This window comes from Micromonospora sp. NPDC047738 (assembly GCF_040642675.1).
In the GTDB taxonomy this organism is placed as follows: Bacteria; Actinomycetota; Actinomycetes; order Mycobacteriales; family Micromonosporaceae; genus Micromonospora.
The window spans coordinates 1-18,373 of the sequence record NZ_JBEYSO010000042.1 but is presented as its reverse complement, the minus strand read 5'-3'; the positions used below and the strand labels follow the sequence as shown (position 1 = coordinate 18,373).

Sequence of the window (18,373 nt, the reverse complement as noted above, 5' to 3'; positions counted from 1 at the left end):
GCGTGACGTGCCGCGAATGGCGGAGTCCCGATGCCGGGGCACCGCCATTCGCCGCGTCTGGTGCCCGGCACCGGCGACCAGGCACCCGGGTTGATCGGGGTGCGGTGACCGTAGGATCGGCGCTGTGACTGGGGCGGATCGGCACTTCGAGAACGGCACCGACAATGGTCTGGCGGATGGGCTGGAACGGCTCTGGACCCCGCACCGGATGACCTACATCTCTGGCGAGGACCGGCCCGAGGGCGGCTACGAGAAGCCCGCCGGCTGCCCGTTCTGCCTGGCCCCCGGCCTGCCGCCGGACGAGAGCCTGGTGGTCGCCCGGGGCGAGCACGTCTTCGTGGTGCTCAATCTCTACCCGTACAACCCGGGGCACCTGCTGGTCTGCCCCTATCGGCACGTGGCCGACTACACCGAGTTGGACGCGCCGGAGACCGCCGAGCTGGCGGCGTTCACCAAGGACGCCATGCGGGTGGTCCGCCACGTCTCCAACGCGCACGGCTTCAACCTGGGCCTGAACCAGGGCGGGGTGGCTGGTGCCGGTATCGCCGCCCACCTGCACCAGCACGTGGTGCCGCGGTGGGGCGGGGACGCGAACTTCATGCCGGTCATCGGCCGGACGAAAGTGCTGCCCCAGTTGCTCGCCGACACCCGCGACCTGCTCGCCAAGGCCTGGCCCGCCTGATCCGGAGCGCGGCGGGCCGACGGGCGCGGGTCCGGCCGGCGTGCCGGTGCGGCTGGAGTCGGTCGGTAACGGCCGTCAGCGGGTCCGGCCGCGGCGCGTCCGGCGACGCGCACTGGTGGCCGTCCGCTCGGCCGCCTCGGCCCGGTCGGTGGCGAGCGCGGCGCGGACGGTGAGCTGGCGCAGCCGCCGCTCCACCATCCGGTCGCCGTGCCGGGCGATCCAGACGCAGACCGCGGCCAGCGGCAGCTCGACCAGTGCGGCCAGCAGCACCGACAGCGCCAGGTCCGGCCCGGCGGGGGTGGTGATGACGTCGAACCAGGCGTCCACCACCAGCATGGTCGCGGTGGCGCTGGCCGCCAGGGCGACCTGCCGGTGCCCCCGGTACGCCTGTATCGCGGTCAACGCCAGCATCACCATCAGCCCCAGGTCGAAGCCCACCCAGGCGGCCCGGTAATGCACGATGACGGCGTGCCGGGGCAGCGTCAGGGCCAGGTAGCCGATCCAGGGCAGGGTGAGCAGCGCCAGCACCGCGAAGGTGGGTGCCACCCAGCGGGGCGCCGGTGGTACGTCCGTCGCCCGATGGAGCTGTTCCGCCGCCGTGCCCATGGTTCCTCCAGGCCGCGGTAGTGCCTCGGCGCCAAGATTGGCAACTGCCGGCGCGCCGCCCTTCGACAGTACGATCTCCCGCATGGCATTGCTGCACCGCGCGGAACTGCGCCCGTCGAAGCTCGACCTGCTCGCCGCCTGGCTGCCCGGCCGCCCGTGGTTCGCGGGTACGGCGGGCGCCGACGTCACCCGGGTGGCGACCTACCGCTTTGACGACCCGGCCGGCGAGGTCGGGATCGAGACCCTGCTCGTCCGGGTCGGCGACGGGCCCGTCCTGCAGGCGCCGCTCACCTACCGGGGTGCGCCACTGCCCGGTGCCGACGCCTGGCTGGTCGGCACCACCGAGCACTCCGTGCTGGGCCCGCGCTGGGTGTACGACGCCTGCGCCGACCCGGTCTACCCGCCGGCCCTGGCCGCCGCCGTCCTGACCGGCGTCGGGCCGGCGGAGGAGTACTTCGAGGCGGACGGGCGCCGGGAGGTCCGCCCGCCGAACATGACCGTGACCGGCGGCCGGGCCGGCGCGGGCGAACCGCCGGTGGTCGGCGCGCCCCGGGAGGTGGTCGACGGCGACCCCACGCTGATCCGGACCGACCCGGTCGAGCTGGCCGTCATCCGGCGGCCGGTACCCGGTGAGGCCCCCTCCGACGCCTGCCTGACCGGCACCTGGCCGGGGCAGGCCACCCCGCTCGTGCTGGCCTACGCCGTGTCCCGCTGACCGTCCACCGGGCCCGGGCACCCCTCGGTGGCGTTTCCGCCCCCGGTGCCCGCCGCCCGCCCTGACGGACCCCGCGCACCTCGCCGCGCCGCCGGGATGGCCGCAGATTCCCGGGAAGGGTGGCCTCCCGAGCTGTGGAGGCCACCCTTCCCGCGAAAGTGCGCGCACGGCGTGCCGACGACCCCGGGGGTCAGGAGCGGGCGGTGTGCTCCTTGCGGACCTGCTCGGCGAGGTGGGCGGGCATCGGCTCGTACCGGGCGAACTCCCGCCGGAAGGTGCCGGTGCCGGCGGTCATCGAGCGCAGCTCGACCGCGTACCGGAGCAGCTCGGTGGCGGGCACCTCGGCGCGGACCAGCGTCCGCCCCTCGGCGTCCGGGTCCGGTTCGGTGCCCAGCACCCGGCCGCGCCGGCCGGAGAGGTCGCCCATCACCGCGCCCACCGACGAGTCGGGTACCCGGATGGTCACCTCGTCGACCGGCTCCAGCAGCGTCGGCTGCCCCTTCTCGGCGGCGTCACGCAGGGCCAGGCCGCCGGCGGTCTGGAACGCGGCGTCGGAGGAGTCGACGCTGTGCGCCTTGCCGTCGAAGAGGGTCACCCGCAGGTCCACCACCGGACAGCCGGCGACCAGGCCGCGCTCCATCTGCGCCCGGACGCCCTTCTCCACCGACGGGATGTAGTTGTGCGGGACCGCGCCGCCGACCACCTTGTCCACGAACTCGAAGCCGCCGCCGCGGGGCAGCGGCTCCACCTCGATGTCGCAGACGGCGTACTGGCCGTGGCCGCCGGACTGCTTGACGTGCCGCCCGTGCCCCCGGGCGGCGCTGGTGAACGTCTCGCGCAGCGCCACCCGGACCGGTTCGGTCTCCAGCTCCACCCCGCCGGCGCGCAGCCGGTCGAGCACCACGTCGGCGTGCGCCTCGCCCATGCACCAGAGCACCAGCTGGTGGGTCTCCGGATTGCGCTCCAGCCGCAGGGTCGGGTCGCCGGCCACCAGCCGGGCCAGGTTGCGGGCCAGGGCGTCCTCGTCGGCCCGGCTCTTCGCCACGATCGCCACCGGCAGCAGCGGCTCGGGCATCTCCCACGGGGCGATGAGCAGCGGCTCCTCCTTGGCGGAGATGGTGTCGCCGGTCTCCGCGCTGCCCGACTTGGTGATCGCGCAGAGGTCCCCGGCGACTGCGGCGGGCACCTCGCGCAGCGTCGCGCCGAGCGGGCTGTAGAGGTGGCCGACCCGCTCGTCGGCGTCGTGGTCGGCGTGGCCCCGCTCGGCCATGCCGTGCCCCGACACGTGGATCACCTGGTCGGGGCGGAGGGTGCCGGAGAAGACCCGGACCAGGGAGACCCGCCCGACGTGCCGGTCGACGGTGGTCTTGACCACCTCGGCGACCAGCGGGCCGTCCGGGTCGCAGGCCAGTGGCGGCCGCGGCGAGCCGTCCACCCCGGTGACCGCCGGCAGTTCGTGCTCTAGCGGCGACGGGAACGCCGCCACCAGGCCGTCGAGCAGCACGTCCAGGCCGACCCCGGTCTCCGCGCAGACCGGCACCACCGGGTAGAAGTGCCCCCGGGCCACCGCCGTCTCCAGGTCGGTGATGAGCACCTCGGTGTCGATCTCCTCGCCACCGAGGTAGCGGTCCATCAGGGTCTCGTCCTCGCTCTCCGCGATGATCCCCTCGATCAGCTCGTTGCGGGCCTCCTGGATGGCCGGCAGGTGCTCCGGATCCGGCTCCCGCACCGTGGCCGGCGACCCGTTCGAGTAGTCGAAGACCCGCCGGGTGATCAGCCCCATCAGGCCGACGACCGACACGCCGTCGTCGCCGAGCATCGGCAGGTAGAGGGGGAGCACGTTGTCGCCGAAGACGCGCTGGCAGAGCGCCACCGCCTCGTCGAAGTCGGCGCGCGGGTGGTCCAGCCGGCTGACCGCGACGGCGCGGGGCATGTCCACCGCGGCGCACTCCTCCCAGAGCGCGGCGGTGGCGGCGTCCATCCCGTCGACGGCGGAGACCACGAACAGCGCGGCGTCGGCGGCCCGCAGCCCCGCGCGCAGCTCGCCGACGAAGTCGGCGTACCCGGGGGTGTCCAGGAGGTTGACCTTGACGTCGTGGTGGAGCAGCGGGGCGCAGCAGAGGCTCACCGAGCGCTGCTGGCGTACGGCGGCGGGATCGTGGTCGCAGACCGTGGTGCCGTCGGTGACTGTGCCGGCCCGGCCGATCGTGCCGCTGGCCGCGAGCAGGGCCTCGACCAGTGTGGTCTTGCCCGTTCCCGAGTGCCCGACCAGCACCACGTTGCGAACCCTGCCGGGCTCGGTCACCACCGGCGCGCCGCCGGTGACCCCCTTCTCCTGATTTTTCTGCGCCATCGCGGCGCACCTCCCTCAGCCGGTGGTGGGTGGCGACCGCCGCGCGCGACGGGGAAGCGGGCCCGAGCGGGTACCGCGGCGATATCCTCCGGTGGTCTCCTGGACGACGGGTTCTCGGACGGAGGGACGGTGAGCTGGCTCACCTCCCTCGCTCGATCTCACACCCGATGCCGACCCGGCACAAGCCTGCCTGGCGGGTCGGGACGACCAGCCGTGTCGTGCGCGGCCGTCGGCCGTTATCGTGGGACCGCCATGGCGAAGATCTTCCAAGTGACGGCCCGGGCGGGCATGACCCGCGTCGTGGAGCCGGTCGCGCGCGGGCTGCTCCGCGCGGGCGTGTCCCCCAACGCGGTCACCGTGACCGGCACCCTCGGCGTGCTCGTCGGCGCGCTCGGCTTCGGCGCCCGCGGTCAGCTTGTCGCCGGTGCGCTGATCGTCACGGTCTTCGCGCTCACCGACCTGCTCGACGGCACGATGGCCCGGATGAGCGGCGGCTCCACCCGCTTCGGCGCCTTCCTCGACTCGAGCATGGACCGGATTGCCGACAGCGCGGTCTTCGGCGCGGTCGCGTACTGGCTGGCCACCCAGCACCACTACTCGGGGGTGGCGGCGGCGCTGCTCTGCCTGGCCGCCGGGGGGCTGGTGTCGTACGTCAAGGCCCGCGCCGAGGGCCTGGGCATGACCGCCAACGTGGGCATCGCCGAGCGCACCGAGCGGCTGCTGATCGTCGGGGTGGGCGGCCTGCTCACCGGCCTTGGCGTCACACCGGCGCTGCCGATCGCGCTCTGGCTGCTCGCTGCGGTCTCGATCTTCACGGTCGGGCAGCGCATGGTCCACGTGTACCGGCAGGCGCAGCAGGTCGGCCACGAGTGAACCTCACCGAGCTGGGTCTCGTCGCCGGCTGGCGGGTGGCCCGGGCGCTGCCCCGGCCGGTGGTCGCCGCCGCCTTCCGGGCGGGCGCCGACCGCGCGCACCGCAAGGGCGGCGGGGGTACGGCCCGACTCCGCGCCAACCTGCGCCGGGTGGTCGGCCCGGAGGTGCGCGAGGCGGAGCTGGACGAGCTGGTCCGGGCCGGTCTGCGGTCGTACGCGCGGTACTGGATGGACGCGTTCCGGCTGCCCGCCCTGAGCCGCCAGGAGATCCTCGCCGGGTTCCGCCTCGAGGGCGCGGACATGCTCGGCGCCGACGTGGCGTCCGGCCGGGGCGCGGTGGTCGCGCTGCCGCACGCCGGCAACTGGGACGCCGCGGGCGCCTGGGTGGCCGCCACCGGCTGGCCGATCACCACGGTGGCCGAGCGGCTCAAGCCGGAGGCCGTCTACGAGCGGTTCCTGGCCTTCCGGCAGGGCCTCGGCATGGAGATCCTGCCCACCCGGGGCGGTGACCGGCCGGCGTTCGACGTGCTGCTGGACCGGGTGCGGGCGGGCGCGGTGGTGCCGCTGCTGGCCGACCGGGACCTCTCCGCCCGCGGGGTGGAGGTGGACTTCTTCGGCGCCCGGACCCGCATGCCGGCCGGCCCGGCCCTGCTGGCGATCCGGACCGGGGCGCCGCTGTACGTGACGTCGATGTGGTACGAGCCGGAGATCGCCTGCGGAGCCCTGGCCCGGTTGGAGCTGCCCGATCCGGACAGCGGCCCGCTGGACGAGCGGGTCCGCCTGCTGACCCAACGGATTGCCGACGGTCTGGCGGCGGGCATCGCCCGGCATCCGGAAGACTGGCACATGTTGCAGCGGATGTGGCTGGACCAGCGCGCGACGACCGACGGCGGCACGGGCGCCCCGGCAGCGCCGCCGGCCAGCGCCGGGACCATCTGAGGGAGCGGGCGCAAATGCGGATCGGCATCGTGTGCCCGTACTCCTTCGACGTCCCCGGCGGGGTGCAGAACCACGTCATGGACCTGGCCGAGGCGCTGATCGGGCTGGGGCACGAGGTGAGCGTCCTGGCCCCGGCCGACGAGGACTCGCCGCTGCCGCCGTACGTGGTGCCGGCCGGCCGGGCGGTGCCGCTGCCGTACAACGGCTCGGTGGCCCGGATCGCGTTCGGCCCGGTCTCCACCGCGCGGGTGCGGCGCTGGATCACCCGGGGCGACTTCGACGTGCTGCACGTGCACGAGCCGCTGACCCCCAGCCTGTCGATGCTGGCCGTGCTCTGCGCGCGCGGCCCGGTGGTGGCCACCTTCCACACCGCGATGACCCGCTCCCGGGTGCTCTCGGCGGCCCAGGGGGTGCTGCAGATCCTGCTGGAGCGGATCACCGCCCGGATCGCGGTCAGCGCCCTGGCCCGCAAGGTGCAGGTCGAGCACATGGACGGCGGCGCGGTGGAGATCCCCAACGGGGTGGCGGTGGCGAAGTTCGCCGGCGTCGAGCCGCTGCCCGGCTGGCCGGGGGAGTGTGGGCCGGGCACCGGCGGGACGCTCGGTTTCCTGGGCCGGTTCACCGAGCCCCGCAAGGGCTTCCCGATCCTGCGGGACGCCTTCGTCGCGCTCGCCCCGCACCGGCCCGGGCTGCGCCTGCTGGTGGCCGGGCCGGGCGACCCGGACGACCTTTACGGGCAGTTCCCGGCCGAACTGCGGGACCGGGTCAGCTTCCTCGGCCGGGTCTCCGAGGCGGACAAACCTCGCATGCTACGCAGTCTGCACCTCTACGTGGCGCCGAACACCGGCGGGGAGTCGTTCGGGATGATCCTCACCGAGGCGCTCGCCGCCGGCACCACCGTGGTGGCCAGCGACCTCGACGCCTTCCGCCGGGTGCTGGACGGCGGGCGGGCCGGGCAGCTGTTCCCGACCGGCGACGCGGCGGCGCTGCGCACCGCCGTGGCGGGGCTGCTCGACGACGCGGACCGGCGGGCGGCGCTGACCGCCTGCGGCGAGCAGGTTGTGGCGAGCTTCGACTGGCCCGTGGTTGCCCGCCGCGTTGTGGAGGTATACGCAGCGGCGATCGAGGCCACCGACGGCCGGGTGATGGACCAGGAGTGGGTGGGGCTGGGCTGAGCCCGGTGGCCGGTGGGGTCGATGTGACGAGCGCGTCGGCCGGTGGCCGCGCCGGTTCGGACGGGAACGGAGCAGCACTACGATGCCGGGCATGTGGTGGGTGGTGGGCACGGTCCTGGCCGTCGGGCTCGTCGCGGCGTACCTGATCTGGACGGCCGGCCGGGTCGAGCGGCTGCAGGCCCGCGCGGAGTCCGCGACCCGGGCGCTCGACGCCCACCTGCTGCGCCGCGCGGCCGCCGCCGCCGTGCTGGCCGAGCGGCGCTACGGCGTGGAGCTGTACGGGGCCGCCCGGATCGCCCTGGACGCCGTACCCGAGGAGCGGGAGGCCGCCGAGAACGACCTCACCCGGCAGCTGCGCGCGGTCGAGCTGGACCCGGACGACCCGGCCGGCGAGGCGGTGATCGCGGCCAGCCGGCGGCTGGCCCTGGCCCGGCAGGTGCACACCGACCTGGTCCGGGACGCCCGGGCGGCCCGCGGCCGCCCCCTGGTACGCCTGTTGCGGATGGGGCGCCGGCACGACTGGCCGCAGTACTTCGACATCGACGACCCCACCGTCACCACCCGGGCCGACGTCACCACGGGCTGACCGTCCCGGTCCCCGCACCCCGCGCCCACCAGGCGTGACGGCGACCACAGAGCAGGCCACCGTGGGTCTGATTGGCTGTCGGATCGGCGTTCACCCCGTCGTAGCATTTTTCGCAGCCACCCCCCGAGCACGCCCAAGGAGCGATGACCCGTGCCCGAATCCACCTCCCCGAACACCAACGCCACCTCCGTCGTCGGCACCGCCCGCGTCAAGCGGGGCATGGCCGAGATGCTCAAGGGCGGCGTGATCATGGACGTGGTCACCCCCGAGCAGGCCAAGATCGCCGAGGACGCCGGCGCGGTCGCCGTCATGGCGCTGGAGCGGGTGCCCGCCGACATCCGCGCCCAGGGCGGCGTGTCCCGGATGAGTGACCCGGACATGATCGACGGCATCATCAACGCCGTCTCGATCCCGGTCATGGCCAAGGCCCGGATCGGCCACTTCGTCGAGGCACAGGTCCTGCAGTCCCTCGGCGTGGACTACGTCGACGAGTCCGAGGTGCTGACCCCGGCCGACTACGAGAACCACATCGACAAGTGGGCCTTCACCGTCCCGTTCGTCTGCGGCGCGACCAACCTGGGCGAGGCGCTGCGGCGGATCACCGAGGGCGCGGCCATGATCCGTTCGAAGGGCGAGGCCGGCACCGGTGACGTCTCCAACGCCACCACCCACATGCGCAAGATCCGCAAGGAGATCCGCCGCCTCCAGTCGCTGCCGGCCGATGAGCTGTTCGTCGCCGCCAAGGAACTCCAGGCGCCGTACGAGCTGGTCAAGGAGGTCGCCGAGACCGGCAAGCTGCCGGTGGTGCTGTTCACCGCGGGTGGCATCGCCACCCCGGCCGACGCGGCCATGATGATGCAGCTCGGCGCCGAGGGCGTCTTCGTCGGCTCGGGCATCTTCAAGTCGGGCAACCCGGCCCAGCGTGCCGCCGCGATCGTGAAGGCCACCACCTTCCACGACGACCCGGACGTGCTGGCCAAGGTCTCCCGCGGCCTGGGCGAGGCGATGGTGGGCATCAACGTCGACGAGATCCCGCAGCCGCACCGGCTGGCCGAGCGCGGCTGGTGATCCCGGCGGGCGGGCCAGCCGGCCCGCCCCCGCACCCGCGGGCCCGGCGGTCCGCGACGACGCGACGACGAAGGAGCGACGACGCGATGAGCGACACACCCGTGATCGGGGTGCTCGCCCTGCAGGGCGATGTGCGGGAGCACCTCGCCGCGCTGGCCGGGGCCGGCGCCCACGCCCGCCCGGTGCGCCGTCCGGCCGAGCTGGACGCCGTCGACGGGCTGGTCATCCCGGGCGGCGAGTCCACCACCATCAGCAAGCTCGCCGACATCTTCGGGCTGCGCGAGCCGATCGACAAGCGGATCGCCGCCGGCATGCCGGTGTACGGGTCCTGCGCCGGCATGATCATGCTGGCTGCCGAGGTGCTGGACGGCCGCCCCGACCAGCGGGGCTTCCAGGGCATCGGGATGACCGTCCGGCGCAACGCGTTCGGCCGGCAGGTCGACTCGTTCGAGGCGCCGGTGGAGATCGACGGGGTCGACGGCGAGCCGTTCCACGCCGTCTTCATCCGGGCCCCGTGGGTCGAGCGGGTCGGCGCGGGCGTCGAGGTGCTCGGCCGGGTCACCGAGGGTCCGGCGGCCGACCGGATCGTCGCGGTCCGGCAGGGCAATCTGCTGGCCACCTCGTTCCACCCGGAACTCACTGGCGACCTGCGGGTGCACCGCTACTTCGTGGACCTGGTCCGGGCCGCGGCCTGAGCCTGGGAGCAGCCCTTCCCTGCCCTCGCCGGCAGGTTCACCGGCCCGCGGTTGCTGTCCTCCGGCAACGGCCGGCCGGCCCGCCGGCCAGCTGCCGCGCCCCGGCACGGGTGCCGGGTGTGACATGCGGGGACGCCGTCTCGGTAGGATTGCCGCGGTTCGGCAGGGCCATCGCTCGCCGCAGCCGTCCACGCGGAGCCGCCCGGCCAGCACCATCCGTTCCGGTTGACCGTGGACTCGGCGCGGGAAGTCGACGCAGGCGTGGATCATCAAACGGAGGTATGAGATGTCTGGCCACTCAAAGTGGGCGACCACCAAGCACAAGAAGGCCGTCATCGACGCCAAGCGCGGCAAGATGTTCGCCAAGCTGATCAAGAACGTCGAGGTGGCGGCCCGGACCGGCGGCGGTGACCCGGCCGGCAACCCGACCCTCTACGACGCCATCCAGAAGGCGAAGAAGAACTCGGTCCCGAACGACAACATCGACCGCGCGGTCAAGCGCGGCTCCGGCCTGGAGGCCGGCGGCGCCGACTACCAGACGATCATGTACGAGGGCTACGGCCCGAACGGCGTCGCGCTGCTCATCGAGTGCCTCACCGACAACCGCAACCGCGCCGCCACCGAGGTGCGCACCGCACTGACCCGCAACGGCGGCTCGTTCGCCGACGCCGGCTCGGTGTCGTATCTGTTCTCCCGCAAGGGCGTGGTGATCGTCCCCAAGGCGGGCACCACCGAGGACGACGTGATGATGGCGGTCCTGGACGCCGGCGCCGAGGAGGTCAACGACCTCGGTGAGGCGTACGAGGTGGTCTCCGAGCCGGGCGACCTGATCGCGGTGCGCTCCGCCCTGCAGGACGCCGGCATCGAGTACGAGTCCGCCGAGTCCTCCCTCGTGCCCAGCGTCAGCGTGCCGCTGGACGAGGAGGGCGCGCGCAAGATCTTCAAGTTGATCGACGTCCTCGAGGACTGCGACGACGTGCAGAACGTGTACGCGAACTTCGACGTCTCCGACGAGGTCATGGCGGCAGTCGGCTGAGCCGGCGGTGACCGGGTGCGGTTTGCGCCGGGCGACGTCGTCGTCCGGCGCGAGATCATGGCCTCCGCCGGGTCTGCATATACGTACCTCCCGGATATATCATCGTGCGGGAGGTGTATTTCATGGCCAAGACTCTGTTGGATCTCGATGAGGATCTTCTGGCGGAAGCGACCGCTGCGCTCGGCACCGCCACCAAGAAGGAGACGGTGACGGAGGCCCTCCGACAGGCTGTGGAGTCCAGCCGCGAGCGCCGGCAGCGGGCCTTGGCCGACCTTCAGGAGGTCGCCGACGAGGGGGGCTTCCACTTCGAGCGGCTCAACGAGCTCGACCAGTGAAGTATCTGGTCGACACGAGCGCTCTGGTCCGCATGGTCCGTCGTCAGGTCGATTCGAGCTGGTCCGACCTCGCCGCCCGTGGCCTGATCGCCATCTGTGACCCGGTGCTCGTGGAAACCCTGACTATCGCCGACGCCAAGGCCTACGACCGGGTTGAGCGGGGGCTGCGAGACCTGTACCCATGGGTTCCGGTTCCCGACGATGCCTGGCAGGTCGTGCGGGCGGTGCGGCAGGAACTCGCCAGCCAGAGCGCTCATCAGGGCCTGTCCGTCGCGGATCACCTGGTGATCGCCACCGCCATCCGCCTGAAGTTGGTCGTACTTCATCAGGACGCCGACTTCGAGGCCGCGGCCAGGCTGGTGCCGCAACTGAGCCAGGAGCGGATCAGCTGACCCTGCGCCGCTGGTGATCGGATTGCTCGTGACGGACCGCGAGACCGCGCCGACGCGGCCACCGCCTCGACCGCGGGCCGTCAGCCGGCGGCGAACCGGCGGGCCACCGCGTCGAAGGCGGCCTTGCGGCGCACGGAGCCGTCGGGCAGCACCGCGACCAGGCCGTAGCCGGCGGTGTCCAGGTCGAGCTCCGGCTCGGGCCGGTGCGGATAGCTGAACGACGCGTAGGTGAAGACGAAGGCGCCCGCCACCCCGGCCGCGTCGGCCGCGTCCAGCAGCCGGCCGATTTCGTCGGCCTGCGCCCCTTCGTCCCGGACCACCGGCTCGCGCAGCCGGGGCGGATCCGCGTCCCGGTCGACCACCGTCCAGGCGAGCGCGCCCCGGGCCGCGGCGCCCGCGTACGTGGCACAGCCCAGCTCGGTGAGCACCACCGGCTTGCCGGGCCGGCGCCACCGCCCGATCGCCGCCGCCCACGCCTCCGGCGACTCCCCGCTGCGGTAGTGGTCCACCCCGACGAGGTCGAAGGGCCGCCAGTCGACCCTCTCGAAACCGAGCGCGGCGTACGCCACCGGACCCTGGAATCGGGACCGCGCCGTGGCGGCGGCCCGGCGCAGGTGCCGGTTGAGCGCCCATGGGAACGCGCCGTGGCGCACGGTGCTCCACAGCAGCCGGCCCGGGCTGCTCATGGTGGCCATCCGGTCGGTGGTGGTGGCCCCGGCGACCATGCCGCGCAGGAACAGGGTCGCCTCCCAGCCGGCCACCAGCACCACCTCGGCGCCCCGGGCGCGCAGCCGCTCCCCGATGTCGGCGCAGCTGCCGAGTTGGAGGCGGGCGGCGGCCGACGTGGCGTCCGGCAGCGCGGGGGAGAGCCAGACCGCCAGCCCCGCCTCGGCGGCGGCCTCGGCCGCCAGGCGCAGCCGGTCCAGGTTCTCCCCGACGAGTCGTACCGCGGTGGCGTGCAGCTCGGTGGCGATCACCCGCAGGTCGGCGCGGACCTGGTCGGGGTCGAAGTCCGGCCGGGACGGCCGGCCGGGCAGCAGTTCGACGCCCGTGTCGTAGACGATGCCCCGGATCCGCATGGCCACTCCTATCGATACGAAACTCGGCTGACCGGTCGCCGGTCGTGCCCGTACCCTTCCCGGATGCTCGTCCCCGACCTGCCGCTGCGCACCGACCGGCTCGTGCTGCGCGCGTTCACCGTCGACGACCTCGCCGCCCTGACCGCCTACCGCTCCCGGCCGGAGGTCACCCGCTACCTCTACCACGAGCCGTACGACGAGGCCGCCGCCGCGGCGGCGATCGAGCGCCTGCGGGGGCGCACCGCGGTGCGCGCACCGGGCGACGTGTTGAACCTGGCGATGGTGCTGCCGGCGACCGGCGAGCTGGTCGGCGACGTGCTGCTGACCTGGACCAGCGGCGAGCACCAGCAGGGCGAGATCGGGTACGTGCTGCACCCGGACCACACCGGCCGGGGGTACGTCACCGAGGCGGGCCGGGAGATGCTGCGGCTCGGCTTCGAGGGCCTCGGCCTGCACCGGATCGTCGGCCGGCTCGACGCCCGGAACACCGCCTCGGCGCGGGTGCTGGAACGGCTCGGCATGCGCCGCGAGGCGCACCTGCGGGAGAACGAGTTCGTCAAGGGCGAGTGGACCGACGAGATGGTCTACGCCATGCTGGGCCGGGAGTGGCGGGCCCGCCCGACCGCCACCTGACCGGGAACACGGCTCGGCCCGGCGCCCCCGTGCGCGCCGGGCCGAGACCGCTTCAGGCGGCGTGCCGCCGCGCCTTGACGGCGCTGTCGATGAAGCCCAGGACGACGATGACGGCGGTGAGCAGGACGGTCGCCCGCGCCAGGTCCTGCGTGCCGCCCTCACGCAGCCACTCGAACCGCTGGACCAGCTCCGGGTTGAGCAGCCGGTCGGTGAGCAGCAGCCAGGTGAGCGGCACGGCGAACGCGAGATCGAGCACCGTCTTGACCGCGACCAGCGGCCAGGTCCACCGCCCCGATCGGTACTTCGCGACCTCCAAGCCGATGTCGGCGACCAGTACCGCCAGCAGCACGGGCAGCCAGAAGCTCCACAGCGCCGGGTCGATCATCGGCAGTCGGGAGCCGTCACCCGAGATCCAGGGCTGGAAGTGCTGCCAGGGGAAGAACGCGATGGCGAACAGCAGGAACACGATCGAGGCGCAGGTGTCGACGAGCGGCACCTGCCGCTCGTTCGGCGCCTCGGGCAGCTGGTCGACGCTCCACTCGGGCAGGTTCAGCGGCGTGTTGGTGCGTTCGAGCACGGCGAAGACGAGGGTGAGCCAGAATGCGATCTGCACCGCCGTCTGCATCGCGCCGACCACCCCGGCGCCGATCGCCGCGCCGGGCTCGCCGTCGACCGTCGCCTTCACCACGCCGGTCGCGACGCCCGCGATGGCGGGAATGTAGGTGAGCAGCGTCCGCAGCAGCCGCCACCAGACCAGGTAGTAGCGCGGGCCGATGAGCTGCAGCCGCCGGTCGGCGTAGCGGGCCGCGAGCTGGTCGGGGTTGCCGAGCTCGGTGAGCACCTCCCGCTCGGCGGTGTCGGCGTCCTGCCCGGCGTCGGTCCGGCCGTCGATCATGTCCGCGATGGACGCCCGCAACTCGGAGGCGATCTCCGCGCGACGGGGTGCCGGCACCGTACGCAGGGTGGCGGTGACGTACCGGTCGGTCAGGGAACTCATCGGTCCACTCCTTCGATCAGGCCGGCGACGGAGGTCTGCACGGCGGTCAGGTCGTCCAGCAGGCGGTCCAGCACGACCTCGCCGTCGGCGCTGGTGCGGTAGAACTTGCGCGGCCGGCTCTCCTCGGTGTTCCACTCGCTGGTCAGCAGCCCCTGCTCCTCCAGTCGCCGGAGCAGGGGATAAAGCGTGTTGGCGTCGACCGGGAAGCCGTGCTCGCCCAGCCGTTGCAGCAGCGCGTAGCCGTAGTCGGGCCGGCGCAGGGCGACCAGGCTCGCCACCACGACCGTGCCGCGCCGCAGCTCCTGGAGATGGGTCCGGAGGACCTCGTCGCTCACCATGCGGCACACGATACTGTGTGCCGCACACTATTCCAACCCCGTACAGCATCGTGCGGCACACGGGCATCGGATGAGAGACCCGGAACACCCTCGGCGCGGACGGTGGAGCCGGTCAGGCGACCTGGGTAGGGTGAGTCGGTCGACTCCGACGCAGCCTTGATCCACACCCCGGGGGGCGCCACGCATGGGCGATTCGTTCGCGCATCTGCACGTGCACACTGAGTACTCGATGCTCGACGGGGCGGCCCGGCTCAAGGACCTCTTCGCCGAGGCGGCCCGGCTGGGCATGCCGGCGGTGGCGATCACCGACCACGGCAACATGCACGGCGCGAACGACTTCTACAAGCAGGCGACGGCGGCCGGCGTCAAGCCCATCCTCGGCGTCGAGGCGTACGTGGCGCCGGAGTCGCGCTTTCACAAGCAGCGGGTCAAGTGGGGCCGGCCGGAACAGAAGAGCGACGACGTCTCGGGTAACGGCGCGATCACCCACATGACCATGTGGGCGGCGAACAAGACTGGGCTGCACAACCTCTTCACGCTCAACTCCCGCGCCTCGATGGAGGGCCACTACGTCAAGTGGCCCCGGATGGACATGGAGTTGATCGCCGAGCATGCCGAGGGCATCATGGCGACCACCGGCTGCCCGTCCGGCGCGGTGCAGACCCGGCTGCGGCTCGGTCAGTTCGACGAGGCGCTCAAGGTCGCCGCCGCATACCAGGACATCTTCGGCAAGGAGAACTACTTCCTGGAGATCATGGACCACGGCCTCGAGATCGAGCGCCGGGTCCGCGACGGCCTCGTCGAGATCGCCCACAAGCTCGACATCCCGCCGGTGGTCACCAACGACTCGCACTACACCCACGAGGCGCAGGCCGAGGCGCACGACGTGCTGCTCTGCGTACAGACCGGCAGCAACATCGCCGACCCCAACCGGTTCCGCTTCGAGGGCGGCGGCTACTTCGTCAAGTCCGCCGACCAGATGCGCGCGGTCGACTCGTCCGAGCTGTGGCAGCAGGGCTGCCGCAACACCCTGCTGGTCGCCGAGAAGGTCGACCCGGCCGGGATGTTCGAGTTCCACAACCTGATGCCGCGGTTCCCGATCCCCGAGGGGGAGACCGAGGAGTCCTGGTTCCGCAAGGAGACGTTCAGGGGGCTGGAGCGCCGCTTCCCGAACGGCATCCCGGAGGGGCACGTCGCCCAGGCCGAGTACGAACTGGGCGTCATCGTGCAGATGGGCTTCCCGTCGTACTTCCTCGTGGTCGCCGACTTCATCCAGTGGGCCAAGAGCCAGGGCATCGCCGTCGGTCCGGGCCGTGGCTCGGCCGCCGGCTCGCTGGTCGCGTACGCCCTGGGCATCACCGACCTGGACCCGATCCCGCACGGCCTGATCTTCGAGCGGTTCCTCAACCCCGAGCGCGTCTCGATGCCCGATGTCGACATCGACTTCGACGAGCGTCGGCGCGGTGAGGTGATCCGCTACGTCACCGACAAGTGGGGTGAGGACAAGGTCGCGCAGATCGCCACCTTCGGCACGATCAAGGCGAAGGCCGCGATCAAGGACTCGGCCCGGGTGCTCGGCTACCCGTACGCGGTGGGCGACCGGATCACCAAGGCGATGCCCCCGGCGGTGATGGGCAAGGACATCCCGCTGTCGGGCATCTTCGACCCGAAGCACCCGCGCTACGCCGAGGCGGGCGAGATCCGCGGCCTCTACGAGTCCGACCCGGACGTCAAGAAGGTCATCGAGACCGCGAAGGGCATCGAGGGGCTGATCCGGCAGACCGGCGTGCACGCCGCCGGCGTCATCATGTCCGCCGAGCCGATCATCGAGCACATCCCGCTGATGCGGCGGGACGCCGACGGGGCCATCATCACCCAGTTCGACTACCCGACGTGCGAGTCGCTCGGGCTGTTGAAGATGGACTTCCTCGGCCTGCGCAACCTCACGATCATCGACGATGCGGTCAAGAACATCCAGCTCAACCACGGCAAGGAGCTGGACCTGCTGGCCCTGCCGCTGGACGACAAGGCCGCCTACGAGCTGCTCGCCCGCGGTGACACCCTGGGCGTGTTCCAGCTCGACGGCGGGCCGATGCGTTCGCTGCTGCGCCTGATGAAGCCGGACAACTTCGAGGACATCTCCGCCGTCCTCGCGCTCTACCGGCCCGGTCCGATGGGCGTGGACTCGCACACCAACTACGCGCTGCGCAAGAACAACCTCCAGGAGATCACGCCGATCCACCCGGAGCTGGCGGAGCCGCTGCGGGAGATCCTCGCCCCCACCTACGGCCTGATCGTCTATCAGGAGCAGGTACAGCGCGCCGCGCAGATCCTCGCCGGCTACAGCCTCGGCCAGGCCGACCTGCTGCGCCGGGCGATGGGTAAGAAGAAGAAGGAGATCCTCGACAAGGAGTTCATCCCGTTCCGGGACGGCTGCCGCGAGCGCGGCTACTCCGACGAGGCGATCCAGGCGGTGTGGGACGTGCTCGTCCCGTTCGCCGGCTATGCCTTCAACAAGGCCCACTCGGCCGCGTACGGCCTGGTGTCGTACTGGACGGCCTACCTCAAGGCGCACTACCCGGCCGAGTACATGGCGGCGCTGCTCACCTCCGTCGGCGACGACAAGGACAAGATGGCGCTCTACCTGTCCGAGTGCCGGCGGATGGGCATCCAGGTGCTGCCGCCCGACGTGAACACCTCGGCCGGGCCGTTCACCCCGGTCGGCAAGGACATCCGCTTCGGCCTGGCCGCCATCCGCAATGTCGGCGCGAACGTGGTCACCTCGATCATGCGGTGCCGCGAGGAGAAGGACGCCTACGCCGACTTCTACGACTTCCTGTCGAAGGTGGACGCGGTGGTCTGCAACAAGAAGACCATCGAATCGCTGATCAAGGCCGGGGCGTTCGACTCGCTCGGCCACCCCCGCAAGGGCCTGCTCGCCGTGCACGCCGACGCCATCGACGCGTACGCCGACGTCAAGCGCAAGGAGGCGGTCGGCCAGTACGACCTCTTCGGCGCCGGCTTCGGCGACGCGGACGCCGGCAGCAGCACCACGGTGATGCCGACCATCGGCGAGGGGGAGTGGGACAAGCGGGACAAGCTCGCCTTCGAACGCGAGATGCTCGGCCTCTACGTCTCCGACCACCCGCTGTTCGGCCTGGAGCACGTGCTCGGCGCGGCGGCCGACTGCACCATCGCCGCGCTCTCCGAGGAGGGGACCGTGCCCGACGGGGCGGTGGTGACCCTGGCCGGGATCCTCTCCGGCGTGCAGCGCCGGGTCACCAAGCAGGGCCGGGCCTGGGCCTCCGCCACGCTGGAGGACCTGGCCGGTGGCGTCGAGACGCTGTTCTTCCCCAACACCTACGAGGTGATCGGCCAGTACATCGCCGAGGACGCGATCGTGGTGGTCAAGGGGCGGGTGGACCGCCGGGACGACACGCCCCGGATCATGGCGATGGACATGTCCATGCCCGACATCAGCAGCAACCCGGCGAACAAGCCGGTCACGCTGACCATCCCGGTGCACCGCTGCACGCCGCCGCTGGTGGAGAAGCTCAAGGAGACGCTGGTGCTGCACCCCGGTGACACCGAGGTGCACGTCAAGCTGCTCAACGGCGGCAAGATCACCACGCTGCGCCTCGGGCCGTTCCGGGTGGCGGCCACCACCGCGTTGATGGGCGACCTGAAGAGCGTCCTCGGCCCGGCCAACGTCAGCTGACGTTCCCGGCAGCTCGATAGCTTTTGTCCGTTATCGTCGTGGAGTGTCCCGTCGACAGTTGTTGGCTGCCGTCCCGGTCCTGGTTCTGTCGGCCGGGCTGCTGGCCTGCACCGACCGGGCGCCTACTCGGGAGGCGGTGACCAGCCCGTCCGCC

General features: G+C 72.3%; 18 protein-coding genes. 13 read left to right on the top strand and 5 right to left on the bottom strand.

Annotated features, from left to right (window positions below; genetic code table 11):
* Window positions 1-124: 124 nt before the first annotated feature.
* A complete protein-coding gene (locus ABZ783_RS34005) occupies window positions 125-682 on the top strand; it encodes an HIT domain-containing protein (RefSeq protein WP_073839480.1) in 558 nt (185 codons plus the stop codon).
* A 75-nt stretch (window positions 683-757) separates the two neighbouring features.
* Here the strand turns inward: ABZ783_RS34005 and ABZ783_RS34000 are convergent, their stop codons facing one another.
* Window positions 758-1,288, bottom strand: coding sequence for a hypothetical protein (locus tag ABZ783_RS34000; protein ID WP_357446094.1), 531 nt, complete (start codon window positions 1,286-1,288; stop codon window positions 758-760).
* A gap of 82 nt (window positions 1,289-1,370) precedes the next feature.
* Between ABZ783_RS34000 and ABZ783_RS33995 the strand changes: the two genes are divergently transcribed.
* Window positions 1,371-2,003, top strand: a complete 633-nt coding sequence (locus ABZ783_RS33995) for a hypothetical protein (protein WP_357446091.1) — start codon at window positions 1,371-1,373, stop codon at window positions 2,001-2,003.
* Between the two features lie 190 nt (window positions 2,004-2,193).
* Here ABZ783_RS33995 and ABZ783_RS33990 read toward each other — a convergent pair whose 3' ends face one another.
* Entirely contained in the window at window positions 2,194-4,356 is a 2,163-nt protein-coding gene (locus ABZ783_RS33990; protein WP_357446088.1) for an elongation factor G-like protein EF-G2, read from the bottom strand.
* A 252-nt stretch (window positions 4,357-4,608) separates the two neighbouring features.
* Between ABZ783_RS33990 and pgsA the strand changes: the two genes are divergently transcribed.
* From pgsA to ABZ783_RS33945, 9 genes are all read left to right on the top strand, one after another.
* Window positions 4,609-5,229: a phosphatidylinositol phosphate synthase gene (gene pgsA / locus ABZ783_RS33985; RefSeq protein WP_073839476.1), complete on the top strand. Its 621-nt coding sequence runs from the start codon at window positions 4,609-4,611 to the stop codon at window positions 5,227-5,229.
* On the top strand, window positions 5,226-6,167 hold the full coding sequence (locus tag ABZ783_RS33980) for a phosphatidylinositol mannoside acyltransferase (RefSeq protein ID WP_357446084.1): 942 nt from the start codon (window positions 5,226-5,228) through the stop codon (window positions 6,165-6,167). Before pgsA ends, ABZ783_RS33980 begins: the two co-directional genes overlap by 4 nt.
* A gap of 14 nt (window positions 6,168-6,181) precedes the next feature.
* A complete protein-coding gene (locus ABZ783_RS33975; protein ID WP_357446081.1) occupies window positions 6,182-7,342 on the top strand; it encodes a glycosyltransferase family 4 protein in 1,161 nt (386 codons plus the stop codon).
* 91 nt (window positions 7,343-7,433) lie between these two features.
* Window positions 7,434-7,928 carry a hypothetical protein gene (locus ABZ783_RS33970; protein ID WP_357446078.1) on the top strand — a complete coding sequence of 165 codons (495 nt, stop codon included), beginning with the start codon at window positions 7,434-7,436 and terminating at the stop codon, window positions 7,926-7,928.
* A gap of 150 nt (window positions 7,929-8,078) precedes the next feature.
* Complete coding sequence (gene pdxS, locus ABZ783_RS33965) at window positions 8,079-8,996, top strand: pyridoxal 5'-phosphate synthase lyase subunit PdxS (protein ID WP_357446075.1); 918 nt, start codon at window positions 8,079-8,081, stop codon at window positions 8,994-8,996.
* 86 nt (window positions 8,997-9,082) lie between these two features.
* Entirely contained in the window at window positions 9,083-9,691 is a 609-nt protein-coding gene (pdxT, locus tag ABZ783_RS33960) for a pyridoxal 5'-phosphate synthase glutaminase subunit PdxT (RefSeq protein WP_357446072.1), read from the top strand.
* Between the two features lie 286 nt (window positions 9,692-9,977).
* Entirely contained in the window at window positions 9,978-10,727 is a 750-nt protein-coding gene (locus ABZ783_RS33955) for a YebC/PmpR family DNA-binding transcriptional regulator (RefSeq protein ID WP_073839471.1), read from the top strand.
* 122 nt (window positions 10,728-10,849) lie between these two features.
* Window positions 10,850-11,062 (top strand): type II toxin-antitoxin system VapB family antitoxin, encoded by a 213-nt coding sequence (locus ABZ783_RS33950; RefSeq protein WP_073839675.1) that lies wholly within the window; start codon window positions 10,850-10,852, stop codon window positions 11,060-11,062.
* Complete coding sequence (locus ABZ783_RS33945; RefSeq protein WP_357446068.1) at window positions 11,059-11,454, top strand: PIN domain-containing protein; 396 nt, start codon at window positions 11,059-11,061, stop codon at window positions 11,452-11,454. The genes ABZ783_RS33950 and ABZ783_RS33945 overlap by 4 nt, the downstream gene beginning before the upstream one ends.
* 80 nt (window positions 11,455-11,534) lie before the next feature.
* On the opposite strand, the gene ABZ783_RS33940 is transcribed toward ABZ783_RS33945, so the two are convergent.
* Window positions 11,535-12,533, bottom strand: a complete 999-nt coding sequence (locus tag ABZ783_RS33940) for a hypothetical protein (protein WP_357446065.1) — start codon at window positions 12,531-12,533, stop codon at window positions 11,535-11,537.
* Window positions 12,534-12,596: 63 nt separating this feature from the next.
* On the opposite strand from ABZ783_RS33940, the gene ABZ783_RS33935 reads away from it, so the two are divergent.
* Window positions 12,597-13,166 (top strand): GNAT family protein, encoded by a 570-nt coding sequence (locus ABZ783_RS33935; RefSeq protein WP_357446062.1) that lies wholly within the window; start codon window positions 12,597-12,599, stop codon window positions 13,164-13,166.
* Between the two features lie 52 nt (window positions 13,167-13,218).
* Here ABZ783_RS33935 and ABZ783_RS33930 read toward each other — a convergent pair whose 3' ends face one another.
* Both ABZ783_RS33930 and ABZ783_RS33925 read right to left on the bottom strand, forming a co-directional pair.
* Window positions 13,219-14,163 (bottom strand): permease prefix domain 1-containing protein, encoded by a 945-nt coding sequence (locus ABZ783_RS33930; protein ID WP_357446059.1) that lies wholly within the window; start codon window positions 14,161-14,163, stop codon window positions 13,219-13,221.
* Complete coding sequence (locus ABZ783_RS33925) at window positions 14,160-14,501, bottom strand: PadR family transcriptional regulator (RefSeq protein WP_073839467.1); 342 nt, start codon at window positions 14,499-14,501, stop codon at window positions 14,160-14,162. Before ABZ783_RS33925 ends, ABZ783_RS33930 begins: the two co-directional genes overlap by 4 nt.
* Before the next feature lie 184 nt (window positions 14,502-14,685).
* Between ABZ783_RS33925 and dnaE the strand changes: the two genes are divergently transcribed.
* The gene (dnaE, locus tag ABZ783_RS33920) at window positions 14,686-18,219 is read left to right on the top strand and encodes a DNA polymerase III subunit alpha (RefSeq protein ID WP_357446056.1); all 3,534 of its coding nucleotides are present in this window, start codon (window positions 14,686-14,688) and stop codon (window positions 18,217-18,219) included.
* Window positions 18,220-18,373: the final 154 nt, after the last annotated feature.